A 553-nucleotide genomic window follows, 5' to 3' on the forward strand; every position below is an offset into this window, starting at 1 on the left:
ACCATCGGATAGTCGGCCGGGAGCCCCCATTTCGCGCGGTATTCCTCAGCCGTTAGCCCAAAGTTCCGCAGATGGCGCTTGAGCGTCTTGTACTTCATCCCGTCCTCGAGACTTATCAGAAAGTCTGGCGTGACCGACTTGCGGATCGAAACAGCCGGCTGCGGCTCTTCGGGTTCTGTCTGCTGTGGAGAGATGAGACCCTGCAGCGTAGCATGCACAGCTGCGATCACGTTCGGCAGGTCGGCACGATGTACTGAGTTGTTTGCGACATAAGAGGAGACGATGTCTGCGGTAATGCTGGCAAAATCTAGCTGCTGCTCAGTTTGATCCATAACTCATCCGATACAAAGTAAGATGCAGCGCAATAGATCGTACAATTACTCTATAAGATCAAGTTGTTCGATGGTTTCCTGCGATGTCGAGAGGCAACAGCTGATGCAGAAATATCGTGTCCCGGTGATGCCGACGATCAATCTTCTCGATGAAGCCCACGAGGCTGAAGCGGACCCAGCTTGGGCGAACATACTGGAGAGCATTACGCGCGAGGTGAACC

Annotated in this window: 1 protein-coding gene; it reads right to left on the bottom strand. The window is 53.5% G+C overall.

Going from position 1 to position 553, the window contains the following annotated elements; translation table 11 throughout:
• On the bottom strand, window positions 1-332 hold a 332-nt coding region (locus JKG68_RS32875), incomplete at its 3' end, for a Ros/MucR family transcriptional regulator (protein ID WP_202066673.1).
• Window positions 333-553: the final 221 nt, after the last annotated feature.

The organism is Microvirga aerilata, assembly GCF_016743775.1.
Taxonomy (GTDB): Bacteria; Pseudomonadota; Alphaproteobacteria; order Rhizobiales; family Beijerinckiaceae; genus Microvirga; species Microvirga aerilata.